The organism is Candidatus Borrarchaeum sp. (assembly GCF_019058535.1).
Taxonomy (GTDB): domain Archaea; phylum Asgardarchaeota; class Sifarchaeia; order Borrarchaeales; family Borrarchaeaceae; genus Borrarchaeum; species Borrarchaeum weybense.
In genome coordinates this window covers 1-5,306 of record NZ_JAHPYX010000196.1, presented here as the reverse complement: position 1 = coordinate 5,306, position 5,306 = coordinate 1, and the positions used below count along the sequence as shown (strand labels likewise).

Genomic DNA, 5,306 nt, shown 5'->3' with positions numbered 1-5,306 from the left:
GTTCAGTGGTCATAATACCTTTATCGATGGCAGGACATTGTAAATCCCGAATAATAAATTTCTCTCCATTGTATCCTAACGGAAAAGCTTTACACGTAATGGGACGTGTTGAATAAATAGTGCATTCTTTTGTATCACGGTTTAATAATGGACAGACTGAATCAAATTTGTCTTCATCAGGCCTTTTTTCATTTTCCTGAAGGATTGTCTTCTCTATTTTTATTTCATTTGGGACTAGAGCCTCTGTTAGATGAAGTTTTAAATGAGGAAAAACAGTACCAAACGATCCATCGGTCCACCATCGAGCTAAGTCGATATCGTATATTTTGATAGGATCTCTTAAATAACAACATCTGCCAGTCTTTTGGCACTCGAATATGAATTTTGGAGCCTCGGACAAGATATCCACATCTTAAAATGAACTTCATTCATACAAAGATTTCGTATAGAATTATGAAAAATACTAACTAGTTAAATGCTTTTACGATTTATGCAATTAAATGATCGATGGAAACTAAAGTTTAGCGAAATTCAAAAATTAAATAATCTTGAAAAGAAAAAAATGTTAACATGCAAGATATTCTGCGTAAAACAAAAAAGTGAAGTCAAAGATGTGTTTCTGGCAAACTTTGTTGAATCTAAGGGAAGATTTTTCAATTAATTATCTATTGAATTATAACATAGACTTCTGCAAACGCATTTGTACAAATAGAGAGCTGGGAAATTAATGAGCGAGGATTCGAAAGGAAATCCATCAAAGAATACAATACTTATGGGGTTTCTGCGAAAGCTAAGCCAACAAAAACAGGCGCAAGTACTAACTATTAGTTTAGAAAAACTGGCTACTAGATTTGGAGTAGATGAAACGGAAATCTTAGCTCTTTTTAATCAAATGAAGAATGAAGCATATAAAGACACATTTCTCTCTACACCCTACAACGAAAGAATAATCCTTTTCCCCCAATGTCTTCGAAATCCCGATTGTGAGGCTAAACAAGATGAATGGGGATACAAATGTGTAGACTGTGGAAGATGCGGAATTAGTAGAATAAAAAACCTTGCTAAAGAGTTAGGATATGCGGCGCTGTTCATCGTCAGAGGAGGATCAGTAATCGAGAAGATATTTGCAGAGTTCAATCCAAAAGCCGTAATTGGAGTCGCATGTAATAAAGAGGTTTTTTTAGGTAATCTTGTCTGTGAAAAACATGGAGTAGTTACGCAAAGTGTACTTTTGACGAAAGAAGGTTGCTATAATACTGATGTGAATTTCAAACAGGTAGAAAAGTGTGTTAAAGCGATCGATTCATCCATTTTAGAAGAACACAATGAAACAAAAGAAGGAACACATACAAAAAAAGATACTAATTAAAAAAGATGTAAACCCTTTTTCTTGTTTAAACAAGCTACTGTATCATTTGGCTTTAGTGACGTTTCTGGAGTAGGCACGATAAAAGCACCACTTCTCATAACTCCAACAACATGAAGGTGCCGTTTCCTTTCAAAATCCATGATATTTTGTTCATTTGACGAATCGGAATGTATTCTAATCATTTTAAATTCTGCATCTTTGGTCATTTCCTCTAAAAACTTAAGAAAAGTATTTCCTCGAATGCGTGCATCAATATTATATGCCATTATAAATAAGAGAGATTTCTATTATATTGTTTTTCGTTTGTAGAAGTACAATAATGATCTAAGGGAAATATTTGTAATCCAGCTATTTGAAAGGCGACCTTTTCGTCTTTACTTTCAAAGAAAAAGCAAATATTCCATCATGATATCAAAAAATTTCTGAAATAAAAAGAAAAATTTGCTAAATAATGATTGGTCATTAGAAAAGATGCAGGTTTTTTCGCCGGGTCATATAGGCTACCGTGTCATTTGGTTTAATTTTTTCTTCAGTGGTAGGTACAATAAAAGTACCTTTTCTCAGTATTCCAATAACATGAATATGGCGTTTTTTTTCAAAACCAACGATATTCTGCTCTTTTTTTGTATCAGGAGATATTCGAATCATTTTAAAGTCAGCATCCCGGGTAACTTCCTCAAGAAATTCTAGAAAGGTATCACCTCTAATCCTTGCATCAATATTATAGGCCATTATTTGTGCAGGATCGATAACATCAATGCCAAGTCGCTCACACGCTTCAATCCACTTGGGATCTTTTATTCGTGCATAAATGGAGGGAACATTATACGACTGTGCTAACATTGCACATAAAACGTTAGTTTTATCGTCATCAGCTAACGCTAAAAAAAATTGTGTGTCTTGTACACCTACCTCTTCTAGAGTATGAGGCAACGTTCCATCGCCGCAAAATATTTCGTGTCCCAGACCCTCAGAGAGAGCTTCACAACGTCCTAAATCGCAATCTATGAGAGTTACTTTATGCTTTTTTCCTTCTGTGAGTAATTTAGCAGTTTCTTCTCCAACTCTCCCTCCTCCAACTATTAACACCTTAATTTCAGACCCTCCATTGTCTAATGTGGTTATATCAGTTGTAACTCCTTTCTCAGCCCATCAAATCCTAAATTGTTTTCTATGAGAATCACTTGATTATGCGATATTTATGAGCGACTTTTAAAGGTTTTCTTCTGCTAATGAGAGTACTTCTGTAAATGCTGTCCTCTGAAGCAATCCATGAGCCTATAACACCTACGAGGATAGCAGGAATCACATATTGAAAACTAAATAATTCACCACACAGGAGGGCTCCAGTGATGGGAATATGTGCAATAGCAGCGAAAAGGCATACAGCACCTATAATAGCCATAACCTGAGGATTAAAATTCAACATAAGACCAATTATTAGACCTAGAATCGCACCGATAAATAGAGATGGAGAGACAATACCTCCTGACCCACCAGAACCAATGGTAGATGCTGTGGCTAACATTTTTGCAATTAACAAGAATATCAAGAATAGGAGCGGGAAAAAAAATGGAGAGTCTATTAGTAAGTTCACGGTACTCCAGCCAAGGCCATAAATACGAAAGCCCTCAGAAAAATCGAGATTGAGGAGTATACTTGCTATACACAACGCTAAGGCTATAAGGCTTGTTAATACACCACCTACCATAGTTCTCATATATTCGGGACGATCCCACTTTAAAAATAGTTCATCAAGAAAATATAAAACTTTGATATGCAAAAAACCTACAAGGCCGCAGCATACTGCTAACACCAAAAAATAAAGAATATGGAATGGCTCAAAAGTATACGCTGGAATCCTCACAAAGATCAATTCCTCACTTAATTGTTCTGGAAGTAGCGCTTGATACGTAAGGAAACCGACAATACTTGAAACTGCTGCAGGGAGTAAACCATGATATTCGATGTCATCTCTAAACACAACTTCACATGAGAAAAGCGCGCCTGAAAGAGGAGAAATAAAAACGCTTGAAAACGCAGCGCTCATACCACATAGGGTAAGGATTTTCCTATCAGCAAAACTGACACCCATTGCTTTCCCTGTATTCGTACTGACTCCACCCCCCATTTGGATCGCTGGACCTTCGCGTCCTGCTGAGCCACCAAAAGCGATGGTAATTATACTCGCAATAAGTTTTGCGAAGATAACTCTAAGTCGAGTTATTGTCTGTTCGTGATAAGCCCCAATAATGGCATCTGTTCCATGACCTCTCGCTTCTGGTGCGATGTATCCTGTCAAAAGTCCACTAAGAAACAATCCTAAGGGAGGAAGAAAAAAAAGTAGCCATATTAATTTTATCGAGGTAAGATTTGAGATGGCTTCAACTAAGCCAATTTGGAAAAGTACCGTAACTAGACCAACAGAAAAACCAATAATACTAGCTAATACCAGCCATTTTAAAATTCTTATGGCAAGATCTTTGATTTCAATTAATGGATATTTATGCTCTTTTAGGAAAGTTACAAGTTTATGTCGCATGAATGCACATCTCCAAGTAAAGGCAAATGATTTACATTTTTGAGATTAAGAAATGACTAATCGTACTTCACGAAACATTACAAAATACAATTAATAAGAGATATAAAAAACAAGAGTATATAAACATCAAGTAAATAGGACCTCGTTAAACTACAACAAAACCATAACTTATCAGCAACAGATATCGCTCAAAGTTTATTTTTCGACCCGCACTCCTTCAACACCTAATTCGACTTGTTCGGGCACGTATCCTAATTCCTTTATGAATTTTTTGAGTAATTGCAGATCTTCATGATAACAAACCATATAACCGCCTCCACCGGCACCAGATAATTTCGCCCCACCGCCTATAGACTTTACTGCGTTATGAATTTCATCAATTGCTTCAATAGACACACCCAGTTCTGCAAGCAGTTCTTGTGCCAAATTCATCAATTCTTTTATTCTCGTGAAATTTTGTTCAGTCAAACAATCCCTCATTTCATAAGTATACGCACCTAGCTGTTTTATACGCATGTCTCTATATTCAGGATCTAAAGAGCGTACGTTAGAAACAAGTTCTCCAGTAGTCAACTTGGGAATACCTGTAAACACTAAAACAAAGTTTTTCATTGTAAAGTCTAAATGTAACGGCTCGATTACATTTGGAGTTCCTTTTTTGAACCAAAGCGCACCGCCGTAACAACAAATCGAATTATCGCCCCCGCTTGGTGTTCCATGAGCAAGGCTTTCTATTTTATAGGCAATTTGATTTATTTCCTCCAACGTCAGATTTTTTCTAAAGAGTTCTGAAAGCGCTTTTGGAACTGCAACACTTAAAGCTGCCGAAGATCCTAATCCAGATCCTATTGGAATTTCTGAATATATTTTCAGCCTAAAAGGAGTATTAATATCGAGTTCTGCCATAGTCTTAGCGATCATAGCTTTTATGTGACCTAGATGTTCATTTTTTAAGAGAGAGTAAAGTGGAGCGAAATCCTTGGTTTCAAAGCAGTTATCCCACAGTTGTTGAAGTTTTTCTGCAAACTCTTTCAATTCTGAAATAGAAAACTCTCCACTTTGATTAATGTCCTGTGCATAGATTTTCACACTCTCCGATTTCTCAGCAGAAATATAAGCACGCTTTCCAACAGAAATAATAATTGCGGGTTCTCCATATACAACAGCATGTTCACCGATTAAATGTGTCTTGCCAGGTGTAGAACTAGTTATCACGATAATCACAACTCTAGAGTTTATGTGAGGTTTTATAATAGAGTACCTTTGTGAACTACCATCCAACAAGTTGAATGGCTTCCTGCTTCACAGACGACCTGCGGCGTCTCCAACCATACCGTTAACAGGTATCGGCTTAACACAGGCTTTAAATCGGACAGTCCCTGCCCTACTGTGCCC

The 5,306-nt window shown here is 36.7% G+C and carries 6 protein-coding genes; 1 reads left to right on the top strand and 5 read right to left on the bottom strand.

Going from position 1 to position 5,306, the window contains the following annotated elements; translation table 11 throughout:
• On the bottom strand, positions 1-400 hold a 400-nt coding region (locus QVB70_RS12205), incomplete at its 3' end, for a YkgJ family cysteine cluster protein (RefSeq protein WP_287586623.1).
• Positions 401-727: 327 nt separating this feature from the next.
• Here QVB70_RS12205 and QVB70_RS12200 point away from each other — a divergent pair.
• Complete coding sequence (locus tag QVB70_RS12200; RefSeq protein ID WP_287586621.1) at positions 728-1,369, top strand: DUF116 domain-containing protein; 642 nt, start codon at positions 728-730, stop codon at positions 1,367-1,369.
• Here the strand turns inward: QVB70_RS12200 and QVB70_RS12195 are convergent.
• From QVB70_RS12195 to mvk, 4 genes are all read right to left on the bottom strand, one after another.
• Positions 1,366-1,635: a hypothetical protein gene (locus QVB70_RS12195; RefSeq protein ID WP_287586618.1), complete on the bottom strand. Its 270-nt coding sequence runs from the start codon at positions 1,633-1,635 to the stop codon at positions 1,366-1,368. The genes QVB70_RS12200 and QVB70_RS12195 overlap by 4 nt on opposite strands.
• 196 nt (positions 1,636-1,831) lie before the next feature.
• Positions 1,832-2,458 carry a TrkA family potassium uptake protein gene (locus tag QVB70_RS12190; protein WP_287586617.1) on the bottom strand — a complete coding sequence of 209 codons (627 nt, stop codon included), beginning with the start codon at positions 2,456-2,458 and terminating at the stop codon, positions 1,832-1,834.
• Positions 2,459-2,549: 91 nt separating this feature from the next.
• A complete protein-coding gene (locus tag QVB70_RS12185) occupies positions 2,550-3,911 on the bottom strand; it encodes a chloride channel protein (protein ID WP_287586616.1) in 1,362 nt (453 codons plus the stop codon).
• Between the two features lie 195 nt (positions 3,912-4,106).
• A complete protein-coding gene (mvk, locus tag QVB70_RS12180) occupies positions 4,107-5,126 on the bottom strand; it encodes a mevalonate kinase (RefSeq protein WP_287586614.1) in 1,020 nt (339 codons plus the stop codon).
• Positions 5,127-5,306: the final 180 nt, after the last annotated feature.